Origin of the sequence: Arthrobacter cupressi (assembly GCF_900099975.1) — a bacterium.
Taxonomy (GTDB): Bacteria; Actinomycetota; Actinomycetes; order Actinomycetales; family Micrococcaceae; genus Arthrobacter; species Arthrobacter cupressi.
On sequence record NZ_FNEI01000002.1, the window covers coordinates 310,999 to 330,345 of the forward strand.

The 19,347-nt window shown below is 67.2% G+C and carries 18 protein-coding genes; 11 read left to right on the forward strand and 7 right to left on the reverse strand.

Annotation, left to right across the window (positions count from 1 at the left end):
* Positions 1–135: 135 nt before the first annotated feature.
* Complete coding sequence (locus BLP88_RS03845; RefSeq protein WP_373366904.1) at positions 136–1,761, reverse strand: alkaline phosphatase D family protein; 1,626 nt, start codon at positions 1,759–1,761, stop codon at positions 136–138.
* 182 nt (positions 1,762–1,943) lie between these two features.
* Between BLP88_RS03845 and paaA the strand changes: the two genes are divergently transcribed.
* The 6 genes from paaA to BLP88_RS03875 are packed head-to-tail and all read left to right on the forward strand — an operon-like array spanning position 1,944 to position 6,754.
* Positions 1,944–2,939 carry a 1,2-phenylacetyl-CoA epoxidase subunit PaaA gene (paaA, locus tag BLP88_RS03850; RefSeq protein ID WP_074587038.1) on the forward strand — a complete coding sequence of 332 codons (996 nt, stop codon included), beginning with the start codon at positions 1,944–1,946 and terminating at the stop codon, positions 2,937–2,939.
* Positions 2,876–3,247 carry a 1,2-phenylacetyl-CoA epoxidase subunit PaaB gene (paaB, locus tag BLP88_RS03855; RefSeq protein ID WP_373366903.1) on the forward strand — a complete coding sequence of 124 codons (372 nt, stop codon included), beginning with the start codon at positions 2,876–2,878 and terminating at the stop codon, positions 3,245–3,247. The genes paaA and paaB overlap by 64 nt, the downstream gene beginning before the upstream one ends.
* The gene (gene paaC, locus BLP88_RS03860) at positions 3,244–4,191 is read left to right on the forward strand and encodes a 1,2-phenylacetyl-CoA epoxidase subunit PaaC (RefSeq protein WP_074587042.1); all 948 of its coding nucleotides are present in this window, start codon (positions 3,244–3,246) and stop codon (positions 4,189–4,191) included. Before paaB ends, paaC begins: the two co-directional genes overlap by 4 nt.
* 20 nt (positions 4,192–4,211) lie before the next feature.
* Positions 4,212–4,724, forward strand: coding sequence for a 1,2-phenylacetyl-CoA epoxidase subunit PaaD (gene paaD / locus BLP88_RS03865; RefSeq protein ID WP_139163300.1), 513 nt, complete (start codon positions 4,212–4,214; stop codon positions 4,722–4,724).
* A gap of 9 nt (positions 4,725–4,733) precedes the next feature.
* On the forward strand, positions 4,734–5,939 hold the full coding sequence (gene paaE, locus BLP88_RS03870) for a 1,2-phenylacetyl-CoA epoxidase subunit PaaE (RefSeq protein ID WP_074587046.1): 1,206 nt from the start codon (positions 4,734–4,736) through the stop codon (positions 5,937–5,939).
* 35 nt (positions 5,940–5,974) lie between these two features.
* Positions 5,975–6,754, forward strand: coding sequence for an enoyl-CoA hydratase/isomerase family protein (locus tag BLP88_RS03875; protein WP_074587047.1), 780 nt, complete (start codon positions 5,975–5,977; stop codon positions 6,752–6,754).
* Between the two features lie 83 nt (positions 6,755–6,837).
* Here the strand turns inward: BLP88_RS03875 and BLP88_RS03880 are convergent, their stop codons facing one another.
* The gene (locus BLP88_RS03880; protein WP_074587049.1) at positions 6,838–7,395 is read right to left on the reverse strand and encodes a hypothetical protein; all 558 of its coding nucleotides are present in this window, start codon (positions 7,393–7,395) and stop codon (positions 6,838–6,840) included.
* Between the two features lie 514 nt (positions 7,396–7,909).
* Positions 7,910–9,373 (reverse strand): HNH endonuclease signature motif containing protein, encoded by a 1,464-nt coding sequence (locus BLP88_RS03885; RefSeq protein ID WP_074587051.1) that lies wholly within the window; start codon positions 9,371–9,373, stop codon positions 7,910–7,912.
* 186 nt (positions 9,374–9,559) lie between these two features.
* On the opposite strand from BLP88_RS03885, the gene BLP88_RS03890 reads away from it, so the two are divergent.
* Positions 9,560–10,402: an alpha/beta fold hydrolase gene (locus tag BLP88_RS03890; protein ID WP_074587052.1), complete on the forward strand. Its 843-nt coding sequence runs from the start codon at positions 9,560–9,562 to the stop codon at positions 10,400–10,402.
* On the opposite strand, the gene BLP88_RS03895 is transcribed toward BLP88_RS03890, so the two are convergent.
* A complete protein-coding gene (locus BLP88_RS03895) occupies positions 10,385–11,788 on the reverse strand; it encodes a sugar nucleotide-binding protein (protein WP_074587053.1) in 1,404 nt (467 codons plus the stop codon). The two genes, BLP88_RS03890 and BLP88_RS03895, sit on opposite strands and share 18 nt — an antisense overlap.
* Positions 11,785–12,816, reverse strand: coding sequence for a dTDP-glucose 4,6-dehydratase (rfbB, locus tag BLP88_RS03900; RefSeq protein WP_074587054.1), 1,032 nt, complete (start codon positions 12,814–12,816; stop codon positions 11,785–11,787). The genes BLP88_RS03895 and rfbB overlap by 4 nt, the downstream gene beginning before the upstream one ends.
* Before the next feature lie 53 nt (positions 12,817–12,869).
* Between rfbB and rfbA the strand changes: the two genes are divergently transcribed.
* Complete coding sequence (rfbA, locus tag BLP88_RS03905; protein ID WP_074587056.1) at positions 12,870–13,733, forward strand: glucose-1-phosphate thymidylyltransferase RfbA; 864 nt, start codon at positions 12,870–12,872, stop codon at positions 13,731–13,733.
* Between the two features lie 16 nt (positions 13,734–13,749).
* On the opposite strand, the gene BLP88_RS03910 is transcribed toward rfbA, so the two are convergent.
* Both BLP88_RS03910 and BLP88_RS03915 read right to left on the reverse strand, forming a co-directional pair.
* Positions 13,750–14,673, reverse strand: coding sequence for a phosphotransferase family protein (locus tag BLP88_RS03910; RefSeq protein WP_074587057.1), 924 nt, complete (start codon positions 14,671–14,673; stop codon positions 13,750–13,752).
* An 89-nt stretch (positions 14,674–14,762) separates the two neighbouring features.
* Positions 14,763–15,239 carry an Lrp/AsnC family transcriptional regulator gene (locus BLP88_RS03915; protein ID WP_074587059.1) on the reverse strand — a complete coding sequence of 159 codons (477 nt, stop codon included), beginning with the start codon at positions 15,237–15,239 and terminating at the stop codon, positions 14,763–14,765.
* Positions 15,240–15,461: 222 nt separating this feature from the next.
* Here BLP88_RS03915 and BLP88_RS03920 point away from each other — a divergent pair, with 222 nt between their 5' ends.
* The 3 genes from BLP88_RS03920 to BLP88_RS03930 are packed head-to-tail and all read left to right on the forward strand — an operon-like array spanning position 15,462 to position 19,335.
* The gene (locus tag BLP88_RS03920) at positions 15,462–16,664 is read left to right on the forward strand and encodes a thiamine pyrophosphate-dependent enzyme (RefSeq protein ID WP_074587060.1); all 1,203 of its coding nucleotides are present in this window, start codon (positions 15,462–15,464) and stop codon (positions 16,662–16,664) included.
* Complete coding sequence (locus BLP88_RS03925) at positions 16,661–17,773, forward strand: alpha-ketoacid dehydrogenase subunit beta (RefSeq protein WP_074587062.1); 1,113 nt, start codon at positions 16,661–16,663, stop codon at positions 17,771–17,773. The genes BLP88_RS03920 and BLP88_RS03925 overlap by 4 nt, the downstream gene beginning before the upstream one ends.
* A gap of 2 nt (positions 17,774–17,775) precedes the next feature.
* Entirely contained in the window at positions 17,776–19,335 is a 1,560-nt protein-coding gene (locus tag BLP88_RS03930; RefSeq protein ID WP_245679753.1) for a dihydrolipoamide acetyltransferase family protein, read from the forward strand.
* Positions 19,336–19,347 lie beyond the last annotated feature (12 nt).

Genomic DNA, 19,347 nt, shown 5'->3' on the forward strand with positions numbered 1-19,347 from the left:
TCGCAGGATGCAATTCGGCAACGGCGCCCGCTCGAAAGCCCGGCACGGTCCACCCCGCCCAACTGACTGGCAGTTAACGTCGTTTTGGGGGCTCATAACGACATCTACTGCCAGCTAGTTGGGCTGGGGGAAGGCTCAGCGCTGCGGCGTCAGCGTCTTCCGGAACAGCACGGCGCCGTTGGCGTTGCGCAGGCTCACGTTGAAGGTGTCGTCGGGTCCGAGCTCCACGTGCCCGAAGTACTGGTTCCCGCCGTCGCGCGGGGATTCACCGGCGAAGCGGCCGGCCTTGGAGAAGACAACCTCCGGGCCGAAGGTGCCGTCCATGGCGTTCGGGCCGAAGGAGCCGGCGTTGATGGGCCCGGCCACGAACTCCCAGAAGGGATCGAAGTCCGTGAAGGCGGCCCGCTCGGGGGAGTAGTGGTGCGCGGCGCAGTAGTGCACGTCCGCTGTCAGCCAGACGGTGTTCTTCACGCCGTGCCGCTTGAAGGCGCTGAGCACGCCGGCGATCTCCAGTTCCCGGCCCAGCGGTGCGCCGTCCTCCCGGTTGGACAGGCTTTCCTGGTTCACGGGCCCATCCGGAACGATGATGCCCAGCGGGAGGTCGGCCGCGATGACCTTCCAGGTGGCCGTGGAATTCCGGACTTCGCGGATCAGCCAGTCCACCTGCTCCTGGCCCAGGATGCGGGTGGCGTAGGGTTCCTTGCCGTCCGTGTTGGGCGACTTGAAGGTGCGCATGTCCAGGCAGAAGACGTCCAGCTGCGGTCCGCGGGAGATCTTCCGGTAGATACGGGCGGGCTGGTAGCTGCCGCCGTCGAACGTTCCCGGGCGCCAGAGGGCGGCGCTGTCCGTGATCGGCATGTTCTCCTGCCAGGCCTGGCGGCCGCGCGCGGCGAGGACGTTGACGTTCCGCTCGGTGTAGCGGGCGTCGTCGATGATCTGGCCCGGGTACCAGTTGTTGTGGGTTTCGTGGTCGTCCCACTGGGCGATCACCGGGACGTCGGCGAACAGGGCCCGCATGTTCGCGTCCATCGAGTTGTAGCGGTGCCGGCCGCGGAATTCCTTGAGGGTTTCGGCCACCTTGGAGACTTCCTCGGTGACGATGTTGCGCCACACCTGCCCGTCCTTTTCGGTGACGGTGGCGGCGATGGGGCCGTCGGCGTAGATGGTGTCGCCGGAGTGGATGAAGAAGTCGGGGCGGGTTTGGTGCATGGCCCGGTAGCCGCGCATCCCGCCGATGTCCTCGTTGATGCCCCAGCCCTGGCCGGCGGTGTCGCCGGTCCAGACGAAGCTTTGCGGTGCCGACGACGGCGCGCCGCCAGCTGCCGCCGCGGCCCCGCCGCTGCCCGGGGTGCTTCCGCCGGTGCCCGGTGCTGTGCGGAAGGTGCCCTGCTGCGTCTCGCTGATAGCGCCGCCGTCGTCCTCGAACCCGAGGGTGTAGGCGAAACGGGTGCCGGCCGGGAGCCGGTCCGCGTGGATCTTGGCGGTGAAGTCACTGGCCTCCGTGGCCCAGGGCCCGCGCAGCACGCGCGTGAAGGCCTGACGGCCGCGCAGGACCGTGCCGGCGTCGTCCACTGCGCGCAGGGTGGCGGTGATCCGGCCCTGTCCGGAGGCGCGGGACCAGAGCACGGCGGAGGAGGAAGTGACGTCTCCGCTGGCGATGCCGCTGGGCAGCGTGAGCCTATTGCGGACAAGTGCGACGCCCGAGGGCGCGGACTGTGCGATGGATGCTCCGGCACCGCCGGTGATGGCGAGGGTAGCCAGGGAGCTCTTGAGCAGGGTGCGGCGAAGGGAAGGCAGTCATGGGTCCACTCTTTCCGCTGCCGGTGAACGCAGGGTGGGTCAGGGGTGAAGGTTCCGGATCGCCTGCTCGAACGGAATGCTTGACGCCGCTCGAGGCTTCCGCATATTCTGAACGAACGGTCGGTAAATATATAGGAGCAACCATGGCATCGCAGAACCTGCAGTCTGTGCCCGCTGAGCTGTCCCCCGAAGAACAGGAACGGGAACGCGCGGGCCAGGCGTACTTTGACCGGATCATCGCGGAGGACTCACGCATCGAACCCCGCGACTGGATGCCGGAGGCGTACCGCAAGACGCTCCTGCGGCAGGTATCCCAGCACGCGCATTCGGAGATCATCGGAATGCAGCCCGAAGCGAACTGGATCTCCCGGGCCCCCAGCCTGAAGCGCAAGGCGATCCTCATGGCCAAGGTGCAGGACGAAGCCGGCCACGGCCTCTACCTGTACTCGGCTGCCGAAACCCTGGGCCAGAGCCGCGACAAGATGATGCAGGACCTTATCGACGGCAAGGCCCGCTACTCCTCGATCTTCAACTATCCGGCGGTGACCTGGGCGGACATGGGCGCGATCGGCTGGCTCGTGGACGGCGCCGCGATCTGCAACCAGGTGCCGCTCTGCCGCGCCTCCTACGGGCCCTACGGGCGCGCGATGGTGCGCATCTGCAAGGAGGAGTCCTTCCACCAGCGCCAGGGCTTCGAGATCCTCCTGGAACTCTCCAACGGCACGCCCGCCCAGAAGCAAATGGCCCAGGACGCCGTGAACCGCTGGTACGCGCCGGCGCTCATGATGTTCGGGCCGCCGGACGACGATTCGCCCAACTCCAAGCAGTCCATGGCCTGGAACATCAAGCGCTTCAGCAACGATGAACTCCGCAGCCGCTTCGTGGGAATGATGGTCGAGCAGGTCAGGGTCCTGGGCCTGACCCTGCCGGACCCGGATGTCCGCTTCAACGAGGAGACGAAGAAGTGGGAGCACGGGCCGCTGGACTGGAACGAATTCAAGGACGTCCTGGCCGGCAAGGGCCCCTGCAACGCGCAGCGCATGGAACGCCGCCGCCAGGCACACGAAGACGGTGCCTGGGTCCGCGAAGCCGCCGCAGCCTACGCCGCCAAGCAAGCACAGAAGGAACACGCAGCATGAGCAACCCAACCGAGACCCACTCCAAGGAAACGCCCTGGCCCCTCTGGGAAGTTTTCGTGCGCTCCAGCCGCGGCCTCTCCCACGTGCATGCCGGCTCGCTGCACGCTCCCGACGCCGTGATGGCGCTGCGCAACGCCCGAGACCTGTACACCCGCCGCAACGAAGGCGTTTCCATCTGGGTGGTCCCGGCGGACGCGATCTCCTCCAGCGACCCTGATTCGAAGGGTTCCTTCTTCGAGTCCCCGCAGGGCAAGGACTACCGCCACGCCACCTACTACACCAAGAGCGAAGGCGTGAAGCACCTGTGACAAGCGAACACACCACCGACTTCGCACTCGAAGGCCACGGCGACATCTCCGTGGGCGTGTCCGGTGCAGGCGCCTCCGGCGACGGCTCGGCCAGCGCCACCCGCATCACCCCCGGCAACGCCCTGCGCCCGGAGGACATCGCACTCGAGGTGCGCCGCGGCACTGCCAAGCCCGGGGAATACGCCGCCGAATACGCGCTCCGCCTGGGCGACGACGCCCTGGTCCTGGCGCAGCGCCTTGGCCACTGGATCTCCCGCGCCCCCGAACTCGAGGAGGACATCGCCCTGGGCAACATCGCCCTGGACCAGTTGGGCCACGCCCGCTCCTTCCTCACCTACGCGGGCGCGTACTGGGACAAGAGCGAAGACGATCTTGCCTACTTCCGCCGCGAACCCGAATTCCGTTCGGCGCACTTGTTCGAACAGCCCAACGGGGATTTCGCCGCCACCATCGCCCGGCAGTTCATCGTGAGCTACTACCAGTTCGAGCTCTACAAGCGTCTGCTGGATTCCACGGATGCCACCATTGCCGCGATCGCAGCCAAGGCCCTCAAGGAAGTGGACTACCACCGCGACCACAGCGCCCAGTGGGTGCTTCGCCTGTCCGGCGGCACGGAGGAATCCCGGCGCCGCCTCATCCACGGATTCAGGCTGCTGTGGCCCTATGTCGACGAACTCTTCGAAGACGACGAGCTCACCGCACGCCTCGCCGAAGCCGGCACCGGCGTCCAGCCATCCACCCTGCGCGAGGACTTCGACCGCCTCAGCGGCGAACTCCTGGCCGAGGCCGGGCTGACGGACGACGCCGCCGACGGCGGACTCGGCCTGGACCGCATCCCGCAGTCCCTGGGCGGCGGCCGGCGCGGCAAGCACTCCGAACACCTGGGTTACCTGCTGGCCGAAATGCAGGTGCTGGCCCGCGAACACCCCGGGGCAAGCTGGTGACCGCCGTGGCAACCAAGCCGATGACGTCCGCGGGGCAGCGCAGCGCTGCCGAACAGCAGGCCTGGGCGCTCGCCGCCACGGTCTGCGACCCGGAGATCCCCGTGCTCACCATCGAGGACCTGGGGATCCTCCGCGCGGTGCGGCTTGTGGATGGCAGGGTCGAGGTCACCATCACGCCCACCTACTCGGGCTGCCCGGCGATGGATGCGATCAGGGACGACATCCAGGCCGTGTTCGCCAAGGCCGGTTACGGCGAGGTGGGCGTGAACCTGGTGCTGGCCCCGGCCTGGACCACGGACTGGATGAGCGAAATCGGCAAGGCGAAGCTGCGGGAGTACGGCATCGCGCCGCCGTCGGGCTCTTCCCGGGCGGGCGGACACTCCGGTCCCGTGCGGCTGAGCCTGGCGGTCAAATGCCCGCAGTGCTCCTCGCTGAACACCAAGGAACTGACCCGCTTCGGCTCCACCTCCTGCAAGGCGCTATACGTCTGCCAGGACTGCAAGGAACCGTTCGACTACTTCAAAGTCCTCTAAGGAAGCCAGATGACCACCGAAACCCCCACGGCCAGCCGCCGTCGAGCGTCCTTCCACAGCCTCGCCGTCTCCGAGGTGCGGCGCCTGACCGAGGACGCCATCGAAGTCACCTTCGCCGTCCCGGCGGAACTGGCAGGACAGTACGACTACCTGCCCGGCCAGTACGTGGCCCTGCGCACCACGCTCCCGGACGAGTCCGGCGAACCGCACGAAGTCCGCCGCAGCTACTCCATCTGCGCAGAGCCGCGCAGCTTCGGGGACGGCAGCAGCGAAATCCGGGTGGCCATCAAGAAGGACCTGGGCGGCATCTTTTCCACGTGGGCCAACGCCGAGCTCAAGGCGGGCGACACCCTGGACGTGATGAGCCCGCAGGGCGCGTTCATCTCCAAGCACGGCAAGGACGGCTCCACCGTGCAGCACAACGTGATGAATTCCATGAACCACCCGGAGGAACTCGCCGGTGACGCAGGCTCGTTCGTGGCCATCGCCGCCGGATCCGGCATCACCCCGGTGATCGCGATCGCGCGGACCCTGCTGGCCGCCAACCCGGAGACCCGCTTCGACCTGATTTACGCCAACAAGGCCGCCATGGACGTCATGTTCCTCGAGGAACTGGCGGACCTGAAGGACAAGTACCCGTCCCGCCTGGCCCTGCACCACGTGCTGTCCCGCGAGCAGCGGATCGCCCCGCTCATGACGGGCCGGATCGATTCCGAGAAGCTGCAGGCCCTGCTGTCCTCCGCCATCCACGCCGAGGACATCGACGAATGGTTCCTCTGCGGGCCGTTCGAGCTGGTGCAACTGTGCCGCGACACCCTGGCCGCACGCGGCGTGGCGCCCGAACACGTCCGTTTCGAGCTGTTCACCACCGGCCGTCCGGACCGTCCCGAGGGCAACGCGGGCCGTCCCGTGATTGCGGACGAATCCGAGGACACCTTCAAGATCACCTTCAAGCTGGACGGCCTCACCGGCGACGTCGCGAGCCCCACCCACGCCCGCGAGTCCATCCTCAACGCCGCGCTGCGCGTCCGCCCGGACGTGCCCTTCGCCTGCGCCGGCGGGGTCTGCGGCACCTGCCGTGCCAAGGTGGTCAGCGGCACCGTCACCATGGACGAAAACTACGCGCTGGAGCAGGATGAGCTGGACAAGGGCTACGTCCTGACCTGCCAGGCCCACCCGACCAGCGAGAACGTCACCCTCGACTTCGACGTCTAAGCAAGTCCGCCCACCGACAGCCAAGGAACCGAAGCATGATTGAGCTCTCCATCGCCGGCGGGATCGCCGAGATCGTCCTGAACGCACCCCAGAAGCTGAACTCCCTCAACGAGGAGGCGCTCGCCGAACTGGACAGGGCGTACGACGACGCCGCTGCCGCCGCCGCCCGCGGGGAGGTGCGGGCGCTGCTCCTGCGGGGAGAGGGCCGCGCGTTCTGCGCCGGGCGCGACATCGCCGGTGTGACCCCGGAGAGCGATGACGCGCAGGCCTACCTCGGGGGACTGGTGGAGCCGCTGCTGAAGAAGATGGCGGCCTTCCCGGCGCCCACCTTCGCGGCGGCGCACGGGGCCTGCCTCGGCGTCGGGCTCGGACTGCTGCTGGCCACGGACGTGGTCTACGTGGCGGAGAACGCCAAGTTCGGCTCGCCTTTCGCCAAGCTGGGCGCCACCCTGGACTCCGGCGGCCACTGGTACTTCACCGAGCGGCTGGGCATGCACCGCACGCTGGACCTGATCTACACGGCCGACCTCATGGACGGCAGTGAGGCGGTGGCCCAGGGCCTCTTCAGCCGGGCCATGCCTGACGATTCGCTGCTGTCCGTGACCCGGGCCATCGTGGAGCGGGTGGCTACAGGCGCCACGGGTGCGTTCAATGCCAGCAAGGAGCTCGTGGCGCACATCCGCGACCAGCGGCTGGGACTCTGGGCCTCGATGGCCGAGGAGAACACCGAACAGGCCCGGCTGTGCAAGAGTGAGGACTACGCGGAAGGCTTCCGCGCCTTCCAGGAGAAGCGGGCCCCGGTCTTCAAGGGCTGAGGTACGGCGAAGGCTCCGGCGTTCCAATTCGGAATCACCCGGAGCCTTGCCTGTGCGCAGGACTTACCTCCTGAGGTTTTGATTTAGCAGCTGAGCGTCACCGGGCTTGTCAGGCCGTTCGGGTCCGACTTCGAGCAGCTGAAGATCACCGTTCCAACGGGCTGTTCGATCACCAGGGAAATCGACGTCACTGTCAAGACCGGATTCACGCCCGCCCAGTTGCTGTTCGGGCATCCGGCCTGTGCCGCTGTCACCGTGCCAGGGGCCGACAATACTGCCGGATTGGTGTTCAACGTCAGGTTTCCGTTCTTGATGGCGTCGCTGTCGATCAGCGTCGGCGCCACCGCCGGACCGATCAGGACCTTGTTCTGTCCGGGTGCGACGTTTCCGCCTTGGTTCTTGCACTGATAGACGGCGAAGCCGGAAACGCTGACGGTGGCGAGAAGGTCGTCGTTTCCGAGTCCGGCGAGGACCGCCCGACAGGTGGTGGTTGCTGTGGAACCGCTGAAACTCACGGTACAGACGGGCTCACCGCCCTTTTTGAAGTGCGGGCTGGCTGCCTGGGCCGCCGACACTCCGGCTGTGAATACGAGCAGGAACGCTGCGCACAGCATGAAGAATTGCTTGAGGATCTTGTTCATGATTTGACCTTTGGAGCCATTGTCCCGCCACGCGAACGTGGCGCTCCATGTCGGACAGCGACTGTGGCGTCGTTGTCCGACCTCAGTCCGCTGCCCCCCAGAAACATGGGCAAAACGGGGGCGGAATCCAAAGTTTCCGCGCCCTCCTCGGGGCGGCATCGTCGGCTCCGACGCGACGGGAGCGTCCGGTGCCGGTTCAAGGCTACGCCTCTGCTGTAGGTCCCGGAAGACGCCGCAGCCCGCGAAAAATCGCCGCTGCGCCGCCGTTCCAATTCCCTGCGAGTCGGAGACCTGGGACGTTTCCTAGCCGCGGAAGTAATGGTTCCGGACCGGTTGTTGGTGGGGGGTCGATGTGGGGTGGCGGGATGAACCAGGGGATGCCAGTGCTGACCTTGACCGCCTTGAACCCGCCGCCGCGACCTCTACCTGATGCACGACATGTAGGCACAGTTCGCGGTCCTGCGGCAGAAGGCGGTCACTCCGGCGTACCCGAACGGCTGGCGGCGGTTCAGTCCTAGAATGGCGGTGGCTTGTTGCCGGTACCGACCGTGGTTGTCGCCGGTATGGGCGGGTGGTCCGTGTTGCGTCGGCCGGTGGGGCTTATCCACTCCAGAACCCCGGCTCCGGTTTGCCGGACCTTCCACCGCGAATGGTGCTTGAGCATATGGTGGCGCCGGCACAGCCCGGCGAGATTGCCGGCTTCCTTTGCCCCGCCAAGGGCCGCGTCGTGCGTGTGGTCCAGATCCAGGTCGCTGGCCTTGATTCCGCACCCGGGGAAACGGCATCCGGTGTCCCGTGCAGCAAGCAGCCGTTTGAGGTCCTCGCCGGGCCGGTAACGGTCCACGGCCAGCACGACTCCCGTGAACGGGTCGGTCAGGACCCTGTTCCACGCGGTGGCCTGACCGGCGAGGACTCTGGCGGTGAGGGGGTCGATGGGGTGGCGGCCATCCAGCTCGGCCGGGACCTGTTCCGGGCGGTCGGCAGCTGGGTTGCTCATGGCCGCGTTGCCCGTGGCGCTGGCGCTTCCGCCATCAATCAGGGTCAGCACAGGGACGGTGACGTCCACGTGTGCGGTGATGGCTGCGAGGAGTCCGTCCGGGGTGTCGTGCGCGGTAGGGGCGCCGCGGAGCAGCAGCTCTGACAGGAGGTCGGCGCGGAGTTGGTCGGTGGTGCGTTGATCGGTGTGCTGGTCAATCCTGTGGGCAGGTCCGGCGGTCGACTCCGGTGCAGCGGGGCCACTGGAGGCCTGGCTTGCGCTGGCTTCGGCGTGGGCCTTCGCCATCTGGGTGAGGCGGTCGTGAATGCCGTAGGCCACAGCGGCGGGCAGGGTGGCGGCGAGTTCGGCCATTCCGTCGGGCAGGGGCGTGACCCACACGCGGCGTTCCTCGCAGGCGCGTTCGTGTCGTGTTGCCAACAGCTCGGGCTGGCCTCTCTCGGCTTCCCTGACCGCCAGGCGCCGCACCCGGCCGGGGGCGTGCTGCTCGGCACAGGCCACCACGACGGACTCGTACCGGGAAAGAGCATCAGGATCGTCCAATACGGTCCCGGCGTCTTGGATCACCCGGGCATGGGCGAGACTGATCCGGCCCGCCGCAAGGGCTCCGAAAGTCACAGGGAAGCGGTCCAGAAGCTCCACGGCCTGGCCCATCTGGCGCTGAATCGTGCGGTCGTTCGCGCGGGTGGCCGTGGCGATCTCGGCCGCCACTGTCCGCTGGGCGAGCTCTGCCGATCTCGAAACCCACGCCGCAGCCGTAAACCCGGGCCGTGCCGTGCCGTCCAGAACAGCACCGGCGTCGTTGTTCATTACCTCCGCCAGCCGCGAGGCGATGGCGAGGGTGTACTCCCGTAATGCCTGGAGGCTGGCGATTGCCGACTCGAGGGATCCAAGAGTGGAGACCATTCCGTCCAGCACAGCCAGAGGGTCAGAAGCCGTGTCAGATTGCGGCGTCCCCTCGCTCAGGCTGCTGGTCTTCTCCATGAATCCATCACATCACCGAGCTCGGACATTATCAGGGCCCACCGCCCCGCCCAGTGTGCCTTGGGGTGACGTTGCGGTGCCGCGGAGGCCAGGATGGTGTCAGTGAAGGTGCAGGAACCGGTTCCGGGGGTTTTGGCCTCAGCGCCTGCCCTCCCTGGGCAGCAATCGCCGGCGTAGTCTGATGCCATGCAGTCTGAGCTGCGCAGGTTAACGCTTCGCACCGGCATCACGGTCCCGTGCTTGGTCCGCGCGCCGACCGGGAGCGGCGCATCAGATGTGAACCCCGCCCCGCCCCCGCTTCTCCTGCTCCACCCCTGGGGCGAGTCCCACAAGAGCTTCGACCGCCTGTTGCCGCTCCTGCCGCCGTCGTTGGCTATCCTCGCTCCGGACCAGCGCGGCCAGGGCGCCGCGGACAAACCCGAGGACGGATACTCGCTCGCGCAGATGGCGGACGACGTCGCAGCCCTCCTTGAGGCCCTCGGCGTTACCAATGCTTGTGTCCTTGGTTCCTCCAGCGGAGGCTACCTGGCGCAGCAACTCGCCGTCGACCGCCCCGATCTCGTAAGCGCGTTGATCCTCGTGGGCTCGCCCCTCAGCCTGCGGAGCCGGCCGGCCTTCGCCGCCGAGGTGGCGCAACTGCGCGATCCCGTCGACGAACAATGGGTGCGTGACTCGCTGACCTGGTTCCAAGTGCTGCACATCGTACCCAGGTGGTACATGGAGGACCGGGTGCAGGACGGTGTGGTGATGCCGGCACGGGCGTGGAGAGGGATCCTGGACGGCCTGTGTGAGGCTGTGCCGCCCACGGAGCAGGGTTCCATTTCGGTGCCCACGCTCATCCTGTGGGGTGCCCACGACTCCCTGATTCCGCGCAGCCACCAGGAGACGCTGGCGGCCAGGATCCCGGGTGCGCAACTGGTTATCTACGGCGCCACGGGCCATATTGTGCTCTGGGAATGCCCGGAACGCATTGCCGCGGATGTGGCGAAGTTCCTCGGAGCAGCCAGCGAGTCACCCACCCAGCCGTGACAGGTACTCCCGCAAGCGAAGGGCCGCCGGCGGTGGGAAGAAGCCGGTCGCCTCGATCCCCGCGAGGTCCAGAGTGCTGTCCAGGGGACGGGGCGCCGCCTGCTTGTCCTGAAAGTACTCGGCGCTGGAGACACCGGTGACGTCGCTGCGGGGCCGCCCGCACAGTTCGAAGACGTCCGCCGCGATGTCCGCCCAACTTTGCGCAGGGCCGCTGTTGGAGAGGTTGTAGCTGCCATAAGGCGCCTTGGAATCCAGCAGGTGCCTGATCCCTGCGGCAAGGTCTTCGGCAAAGGTCAGCCTGCCGGTCTGGTCATTGACCACGGACGGCTTCACGCCCCGCTCCGCGAGGGAGGCCATGGTGCGGACGAAGTTCTTCCCTTCGCCCACCACCCAGCTGCTGCGCACCAGGTAATGCCGGGGCACGACGCCGACGGCGGCCTCGCCCGCGGCCTTCGACTGCCCGTACACCCCGAGCGGCGCCCATGGACCCGCATCGGCGTGCGGCCCCGCCAGCCCGTCAAAGACGTAGTCGCTGGAAACGTGCACCACGGTGAGCCGGTGCTCGACGGCGGTGCGCGCCAGCCGCACCACGGCTGCGGCGTTGATCGCCCAGGCCGAGCGGCGCCCCTCGGCTGTCTCGGCGTCGTCGACAGCGGTGAACGCGGCAGCGTTGATGACCGCTTCATAGTCGCGCCAGTCGCGCGAATCGAAGGCGTCGGGGGAGGCGAGGTCGAAGCTGTCCCGGGCGGCGAACTCGACGGCGGTCCCGCCGTCGTACACGGCCCGCAGCGCCCTGCCCAGCTGGCCGTCCGCCCCGAGCACCAGGGTCCGCCGCGGCGGGACGGGAAGCACCTGGGACAGGCGCGGATGCCCGCGGTCCTTGTCCGAAATTTCGGCCCGTTCCAAGGGAACGGGCCAGGGGACGGACACAGTTTCGTCGGCGAGGTTGAGCAGCGTGTATTTCGCCGCGGGGGACCAGTGTTCGTTGACCAGGTAGGAGTAGACAGTGTTGTCTTCCAGGGTCTGGAAGGCGTTGCCCACCCCGCGGGGAACGAACACGGCCGTGCCCGGATCCAACTCCGCAGTGAACAGCCGGCCGAATCCCTCGCCTTCGCGCAGGTCCACCCAGGCCCCGAAGGCCCGGCCCGCCACCACGGAGACGAACTTGTCCCACGGTTCGGCGTGGATGCCGCGGGTGGTGCCGGCTGCGGCGTTGAAGGAGACGTTGTTCTGGACGGGCCCGAAGTCCGGCAGCCCCAGCTCCGTCATGGCCCGGCGCTGCCAGTTCTCCTTGAACCAGCCGCGGTTGTCGCCGTGCACCGGCAGGTCCACCAGCAGCAGGCCGGCGACCGGCGTCTCCCTCACCGCCAGTTGCGGGGCGTTCACAGGGTTTCCCGCGCGCTCTGCGCCTGGAGGCGCCGCGCCTGTTCAATATAGCGGGCCTCGGCGGCGTCCTTCTGCGGCCGCCACCAGTCCTCGTTGTCGCGGTACCAGGCGATGGTGGTGTCCAGCCCGGCGGCGAAGTCGGAGTACGACGGCGTCCAGCCCAGTTCCGCGCGCAGCTTCGACGAATCGATCGCGTAGCGGAGGTCGTGGCCGGGCCGGTCGGGCACGTGGTCGTAGGCGCCAGGGTCCTGGCCCATGCGCTCGAGCACCAACTCCACCACGTCCTTGTTGGACCGTTCACCGTCCGCGCCCACCAGGTAGGTCTCGCCGATCCTGCCGTTCTCCAGGATGGCCAGCACCGCGGACGAGTGGTCGTCCACGTGGATCCAGTCCCGCACGTTGCGGCCTTCGCCGTAGAGCTTGGGCCGCACGCCGTCCAGGACGTTGGTGATCTGGCGGGGGATGAACTTCTCCACGTGCTGGTACGGGCCGTAGTTGTTGGAGCAGTTGCTGATGGTGGCGCGCAGTCCAAAGGAACGCACCCAGGCCCGGACGAGCAGGTCGGAGGCCGCCTTGGTCGAGGAGTACGGGCTGGACGGGTTGTACGGGGTGGTCTCCGTGAACCGTTCCGGAGCGCCCAGCGGGAGGTCGCCGTAGACCTCGTCGGTGGAGATGTGGTGGAAGCGGGTCCCGTGCCGGCGCGCGGCTTCGATCAGGGTGTAGGTGCCCGTCACGTTCGTGTCCAGGAAGGGCCGCGGCTCGTGGAGGGAGTTGTCGTTATGGGATTCGGCGGCGAAATGGACCACGCCGTCAACCGCAGCCATGAGCCTGTCCACCAGGCCGGCGTCGGCGATGTCCCCGTGCACGAACCGGAACCGCTCCGGCGGCAGCCCTGCGAGCGATTCCAGATGCCCCGCGTAGGTCAGGGCATCCAGGACCGTGATCTCGTAGTCCGTGTGGGCCACGGCGTACCGGACGAAGTTGGACCCGATGAATCCGGCCCCGCCCGTGACGAGGATCTTCTCCATGGATCCATACTCTAGCCTTGCGGAAGCAATGCCGGGAGGACATGATGTGGCGTATGCGCGGGATCATCCTGGCCGGGGGGACGGGTTCAAGGCTTCACCCGATCACCCTCGGGATCAGCAAGCAACTGGTGCCGGTCTATGACAAGCCGATGATCTACTATCCGCTGTCCACCCTGATGCTCGCCGGGATCCGCGACATCCTGGTGATCACCACGCCCCGGGACGCAGGTCAGTTCCGGCAGTTGCTGGGCGACGGCTCCCAGTTCGGCATCAGCCTCAGCTACGTCGAACAGCCTTCACCGGACGGCCTGGCCCAGGCGTTCATCCTGGGGGAGCCGCACATCGGCAGCGATTCCGTGGCCCTGGTGCTGGGCGACAACATCTTCTACGGACCGGGCATGGGCCAGCAGCTTGAGCGGTTCACGGACATCGACGGCGGCGCGGTGTTCGCGTACTGGGTCCAGAACGCGGCGGCGTACGGCGTGATCGAGTTCGACGACGACGGCCAGGCCATTTCGCTCGAGGAAAAGCCTGCGAACCCGAAGAGCAACTACGCGGTTCCGGGGCTCTATTTCTACGACAACGACGTCGTCGAGATCGCCAGGGGGCTGCGCCCGTCCGACCGCGGCGAACTGGAAATCACGGACATCAACCTGACCTACCTGAAGAACGGAAAGCTGCACGTCGAGGTGCTGCCCCGCGGCACCGCCTGGCTTGATACCGGGACCTTCGCCGACCTGAACGATGCCTCAAGCTTCGTGCGCACCGTGGAGAACAGGCAGGGCTTCAAGATCGGCGCTCCCGAGGAAATCGCCTGGCGCCAGGGCTACATCTCCGCCGATGACCTCCGCCACCGGGCCGAAACCCTGCTGAAGAGCGGCTACGGAAAGTACCTGCTGGGGCTGCTGGAGTCCTAGGATTTGCAGGTCACTGTTACACGAGCAACGCCTCGATCTCCGGAAGTCGGCCGAACAGTTCGGGGAGGCCGCGCACCCCGTTGCGCACGGACTGGTGCGACAGAGCGAGGCCAGGGCCGGTGCTCACGTCGACACCGGCGAGGCACCGGAGGATGTTCCACCTGGTGTGCCCCAGCCAGCCGCCGATCATGAACACAAACCAGCTTGGACCTGACGGCGGCAGCGCTCCGCCCCCTGCGACATAGCCGTCGAGAACCGAGCGGAAAATGGCGGGCTTGATGTCGTCGAAGCCAGGTCCCTTCGCGAGGCTCAGCGCGGTCGAGCCGAGCTCACCGGACAGGTCGAGCATCCCCGAGAGCTCCCAGTCGAGCACAACAGGCCGACCCTCCCGAGAGAGCAGGTTCCACGGTTGGATATCCCTGTGGGTCAGGACGACGGGGCCGGGCCGTTCGCAGGTGTCGACGAAGTGGGCAATTGCGAGGAACGTCTCTACGTGAGAGGCGAGCTCGTCTGCCCACGGCTGTCCGGTCGCCACCGCCCGCGCGGCGAGCTCGGACCAGTCCCGTGGCGTCGGGTCCTCGATCGACACACGGGTCCACGCGACGTCGAGAGCGTGGATACGCGCGAGGATCTCACCGATCTCAAACGCGTACGCCGCCGATACCGGCGCCTCAGGCACCTTCTCGCCTTCGACCCATCGGTGAACGAGGGTGCCGTGGCTGGCAGAGATTGGTTCTGGCATCGGAATGCCGGCATCAAAGGCCGCCCGCTCGAACCTGAACACGTCCTCGACGTGATGGGTCCAGCGACGGTCGTCGAGATTCAACTCCTTCACCGCGAATGACCCATGGTCGGTGTCGAGCCGGTACATCCGGTTGGCGTACCCGCCGTGGACGCGAATCATCGGCCCGATCGGCGCGCCGAGATGCGAAAGGTTCACCCGCTCATTCTAGGAGTTGGCAGTTCATGCTTGCGATGGAGGAGAAGTCCCGGCAACAAGGAGACGACGGCACCGGTGGCGATGGACATTCAGCGGGTGTCCACGTCCTCGAACACCAGGAAGGTCTGGGTGTCGATGACGCCCGGCATGGACTGCAACTGATCGAAAATGACCCGGCGCAGGTGGACGTTGTCCGTGGCCCGCACCAGCAGGATGACGTCGAAGCTGCCGCCCACCAGGGCGATGTGTTGGACTTCGGGGATCGCCCGGAGCTGCTCGCGCAGGGTCCGCCAGGAATGCTGCTGCACTTTCAGGGTCACGTACGCGGAGGATTTCAGGCCCGCCTTGACCGGGTCCACCACGGCGGTGAACTTTGTGAGGACCCCTTCTCCCGTCAGCCTGGCGATCCGGGAGTAGGCGTGGGCGCGGCTGATGTGCACGTTCTCGGCCACCTGGGTGACGGACATCCTGCCGTCCCGGGTCAACTCGGCAATGATGTCCCGGTCCACCTTGTCGAGTGAAACTTCCCGGGGCACTTCAGGCGCCGCCTGTTCGCTTTCGGCCACGGCCCCTCCTTCCTGCGTTCGTGCTGCGCGCAAATCGTCCAAGCACAATTCGTCCGAACGCAATTCGTCCACATGCGGGCGGTAACCCAGCTCACATTATGCAATTCGTCTCTCAGAGTAGCCGCTTTTTGATAGCTCTTCCATGATTCCGCCGGGCACTGGATACGAAACTTCACGCAGGACCATACTTGGAGGCAAATAGTGAAAACGGAGGAGGGACCAATGACGATCTCCACAAGCCAGTCAGCCCCGGACCAGGCATCCGAAGTGCAGCGGAAGTTCGGCATCAGCGTTGAGGACTACATGCTCCCGGCGCACCGCCAGATCCAGATGGTGGCCCCGGACGGCACGCTCAATCCGGAAGCCGAACAAGGCACCGAACCCGGCCACGAATATCCCATCCCGGGCGATCCCGAACTTATGGCCGCTTACGAACGCCTCGTCGTCGGGCGCCGCGTCAACGACCAGAACTCGGCGTTGGTCCGGCAGGGTCGCATGGCCGTCTACCCTTCCAGCCATGGCCAGGAGGCCTGCCAGGTGGCGGCGGCCATGTGCCTGTCCGAAGGCGACTGGCTGTTCCCCACCTACCGGGACGCCGTCGCCGTCATGGCCAAGGGCGTGGACCCGGTGCAGGCCATGACCATCTTCCGCGGCGACTGGCACGGCGGCTACAACCCGATGGAACATAAGGTCGGCATCCAGTGCACGCCTCTGACCACCCAGCTGCTGCACGCCGTCGGCGTGGCTCACGCCGCCAAGCTGCGCGGCGAGGACACCGTGGTGATGGCCATGTGCGGCGACGGCGCCACCAGCGAAGGCGACTTCCATGAGGCTCTGAACTTCGCCGCCGTCTTCCACCTGTCCGTGATCTTCTTCGTGCAGAACAACAAGTACGCCATCTCCGTGCCCCTGAGCCACCAGTCCGTGGCCCCGTCCCTGGCGCACAAGGCCGTGGGCTACGGCATGGCCGGCGAACGCGTGGACGGCAACGACCTCGTGGCCCTGCTGGCCGTGCTGGACCGGGCCGTGAAGCTCGCCCGCGAAGGATCCGGCCCCCTGCTGGTCGAGGCCAACACCTACCGGATGCAGGCCCACACCAACGCCGACGACGACACCCGCTACCGGGACAACGCCGAAGTCAGCGAGTGGAAGGCCAAGGACCCGCTCAGCCGCATGGATGTCTACCTTCGGAATCGTGGACTGCTCGACGACGACGGCGCGGCCCGGATCACCGAGCACGCCGAAGCGGTGGCCACCCAGTTGCGCGAAGGCCTGGGCGAGGACGTCCCGGTGGAGCCGCAGAACCTGTTCCGCTACGTCTTTTCCAGCCCCACGCCGCAGCTGCAGGAACAGTCCGCGCTGCTGGCCGACGAACTCGCCCGCGAAGAAGCCGGCAAAGCCGCCCAGAAGGAGGCAGGAAAGTGAGCCCCACCATCACCACCTCTTCGGAGGCGAACGGCAACGTCAGTGCCGCCACGGCCCGGGCCGCAGCCAACGCCGCCGCGGCCGCCGAGGCGCGCGGCCCGCAGAGCGTCACCATGGCCAAGGCCCTCAACACGGCGATGGCGGACGCGATGCGCGACGACGCCTCTGTCCTCGTCTTCGGCGAAGATGTTGGCCGCCTGGGCGGCGTTTTCCGCATCACCGACGGCCTCATGGACGCCTTCGGCGAACAGCGCTGCTTCGACACCCCGCTGGCCGAATCCGGGATTGTCGGCATGGCTGTGGGCATGGCCATGAACGGTATGCGTCCCGTCATCGAAATGCAGTTCGACGCCTTCGCCTACCCGGCCTTCGAACAGATCGTCAGCCACGTGGCCAAGATGCACAACCGCACCCGCGGGGCGCTGAAGCTGCCCATGGTCATTCGTGTGCCATACGCCGGCGGGATCGGCGGCGTGGAGCACCACTGCGACTCCTCCGAGTCCTACTACGCCCACACCGCGGGCCTGAAGGTGTATACCCCGGCCACCGTGGCCGACGGCTACCGCATGCTGCGCGAAGCGATCGACTCCGACGACCCCGTGATGTTCATGGAGCCCAAGAAGCTGTATTGGTCCAAGGACCAGGTGGATCTCGAGGCCCTGGCCGCGGACCACGCCGCCCACCGCGCCGCAGGGTCCAGCAGCGAGGGGAAGGCCGCCGTCGCCCGTTCCGGAACGGACGCCACCCTGATCGCCTACGGTCCCTCCGTCCCCACCGCGCTCGCAGCCGCCGCGGCAGCCGCCGAGGAAGGCCGCTCGCTCGAAGTCATCGATGTGCGCACGATCGTGCCGTTCGACGACGAGACCGTCACCGCATCCGTGCGCAAGACCGGCCGCGCCGTGGTCATCGCCGAAGCACACGGCTTCGCATCCGTGGCCTCCGAAATCGTGGCCCGGGTCCAGGAACGCTGCTTCCATCACCTGGCTGCCCCGATCCGCCGCGTCACCGGCTTCGACGTGCCCTACCCCGCACCGAAGCTGGAGCACTACTACCTGCCGAGCGTCGACCGCATCCTCGACGCCGTCGACGAGCTGCAATGGGAGAACTGACCATGACCGCCGAACTGCAAGTCTTCCGCCTCCCGGACCTTGGCGAAGGCCTCACCGAAGCCGAACTCATCAACTGGCTCGTGGCCGTGGGCGACGAAATCCGCGTCGACCAGCCCATCGCCGAAGTGGAGACCGCCAAGTCGGTCGTCGAGGTACCCTCCCCGTACGCCGGCACCGTGGCCGTGCTGCACGGCGAACCCGGCCAGACGCTCGACGTCGGGAAGCCGCTGATCTCGGTGGCTCGCTCTGGTGCCCCTTCCGCTGCGTCTGGTGTGGTTTCGTCCGCCTCCGCGGATGATGCCGCCCCCGCCCCTTCGGTGGTCGGCTCTGCTGCAAGCAGCGAGCCGTCCACCTCAGAAAGCGGCAGTGGCCTTCCCAACACTCGCAAGCTCGTGTCGGGGCCCTCGGCCAGTGCCTTAGATGCCACTCCCGGGGCGGCATCATCCGCTCCGGCTTCGGCGGTCGGCTCGCCTTCCGCTTCTCCCGCTGCCGAGGCTTACCGTGTTGAGGAGCGGGCCGGGTCTGGGAATGTGCTTATTGGGTATGGGACGTCCGGCGGGGGAGAGGCTCGGCGGACCCGTCCTCGGAAGGTTCCGGCCGCCGTCGTCATTCCTGCGCTGGAAACTCCGGTGGCTTCGTCGCGGGTTCCCGGGAAGTTGTCTGCCGTGATTTCTCCGCTGGTGCGGAAGATGGCGCGGGACCACGGGGTTTCGCTGGACAGTGTTCCTGGCTCGGGGGAGAGCGGGCTGATCCTGCGGCGCGACGTGGAGGCTGCCATTACGGAACCGCGGAAGTCTGCGCCCACACCTGCTGTCGCGGAAGCGACTTCAGGCTCCCTGGATGCGCGGACCGGGCTTGCCGTGGCTTCGCGGTCTGCGGTGCGCGGGGTGCGCAAGGCCGTGGCCGCGAACATGTCGCGGAGCCGCTCCGAGATCCCCGAGGCCACCGTCTGGGTGGACGTCGATGCCACAGCGCTGCTGGAGATGCGGGCGGAACTGAAGAAGCGCGACGAGCACCGCACCCCTGGGCTGCTCGCGTTCATCGCACGCTTCGTGACGGCCGGGCTGAAGAAGTACCCGGAACTGAACACCCGCTTCGAAACCCTGCCGGACGGCAGCCAGGAAATCATCGCGTTCGACGGCGTCAACCTTGGCTTCGCGGCCCAGACAGACCGCGGCCTGGTCGTACCGTCGGTGCACGGTGCGGACAAGCTCAGCGCCCGCGAACTGGACGCCGAGATCCGCCGCCTGACCGCAGTCGCGCGCGACGGCAAGGCCACCCCTGCGGAGCTGGGCAGCGGCACCTTCACGCTGAACAACTACGGCGTGTTCGGCGTGGACGGATCGGCCGCGATCATCAACTACCCGGAAGTGGCCATGCTCGGCCTCGGCCGGATCATCGACAAGCCCTGGGTGGTGGACGGCCAGCTCGCGGTCCGCAAAGTCACCGAACTGACCCTGGCCTTCGACCACCGGGTGTGCGACGGCGAAACCGCGGCCGGCTTCCTGCGCTACGTGGCGGACGCCATCGAGAACCTGGGCACCGTACTCTCGGACCTCTAGGTTCCGGGGCCT